We start from the raw sequence: 1,125 nt of genomic DNA, 5'->3' as shown, positions 1-1,125 counted from the left end.
TTTAGCACCAGGAAAGCCTGTTGTGGGAAAAGTGCTTGATGACACAGTTGGTTTAGCTTTAAAACCATAATTTGGCACATAATCTTGAGTATAACCTCCGCCCGCAGAATTGCGTTGTGCATAGTTTGGATCATTCCAAAAATAGCGCCCAATATCATCCACTCCATCCCATTGATGCTCTGGTTTTTTTTCTAAAGAATAAGGTTTAGCATAGCAAATTTGTGTTCTAGGCGCTATTTGATACGTTTTGGTTAGAGTAATAGGTTCACTTTCTTTTGGGATCCCATACGCCGAATATGCTTTGACATTGGTTTTAATTATGAGTTTTAATGGCATTGAAAAACCACTTCCACAACCTATAATTTTTTTCTTATCATCACCCTCTATCTGTTTTCCTGTATTGTCATACCACCAATAATAGGTCGTTTCTAATTTAAACGGAGCGCTTGGGTCGGCATTATCACCATCAATATCACGATAATTTTTCACTTTATCCAAATTCTTGGAATCATATTTTGAAATAATAAAGTCATTAAACGTTAAATTACCATCAAATTCCTTAATTTCACCCGCTTTTATATTACCATTTGCCTCACTATAAAAAACGCCGTTAACCGTAAAACCTTGCTTATCTGCACTGGATAACGCTATGACCTCTGGCGCATTGCCTGTAATAACGCTAGTTGTGGTAGCGGTTAATATGGCATGAGATGAGCTTACTATTGCCAATTGAGATAATAAAACCAAACTTATTTTAGTTAGTTTGGGCTTTAAGCAAGCTGTAAGTGCCGTTATTTTGGTTATAAAATCAGGTTTAAATGGGAAGAAGGTAAAATTAAAAGAAGATAAAACTAAATGCCAAAAGTTTGAATCAAGTACTGAGTACTGAGTACTGACTATCAATAGTTAGCGAAAATGCTCGGTGCTCGGTTTCAAGTTGTATTTTACCATATTATTATCATTCCTCATACTTATTTTTAATTTTTATATAATATAAATAGTTAGCTTAATCTAACAAGCAATCAAAATTTATAGCACATTACATAAATAAAATAACCCTATTTTAGATGAAAATGCACTGTATGTTATCAACTTTTTTGTAAAGTTTTGTTAAGAATGGTATAT

The 1,125-nt window shown here is 33.4% G+C and carries 1 protein-coding gene; it reads right to left on the bottom strand.

Going from position 1 to position 1,125, the window contains the following annotated elements; all coding sequences use genetic code 11:
* Nucleotides 1-903, bottom strand: a 903-nt coding sequence (locus tag A9G30_RS05090) for a hypothetical protein (RefSeq protein ID WP_141672005.1), incomplete at its 3' end; no start/stop codon positions are given.
* Nucleotides 904-1,125 lie beyond the last annotated feature (222 nt).

The organism is Gilliamella sp. Fer4-1 (genome assembly GCF_001690515.1).
GTDB classification, from domain to species: domain Bacteria; phylum Pseudomonadota; class Gammaproteobacteria; order Enterobacterales; family Orbaceae; genus Gilliamella; species Gilliamella apicola_C.
The sequence above is the reverse complement of the archived record's forward strand: the minus strand, read 5'-3'. Positions and strand labels throughout refer to the sequence as shown.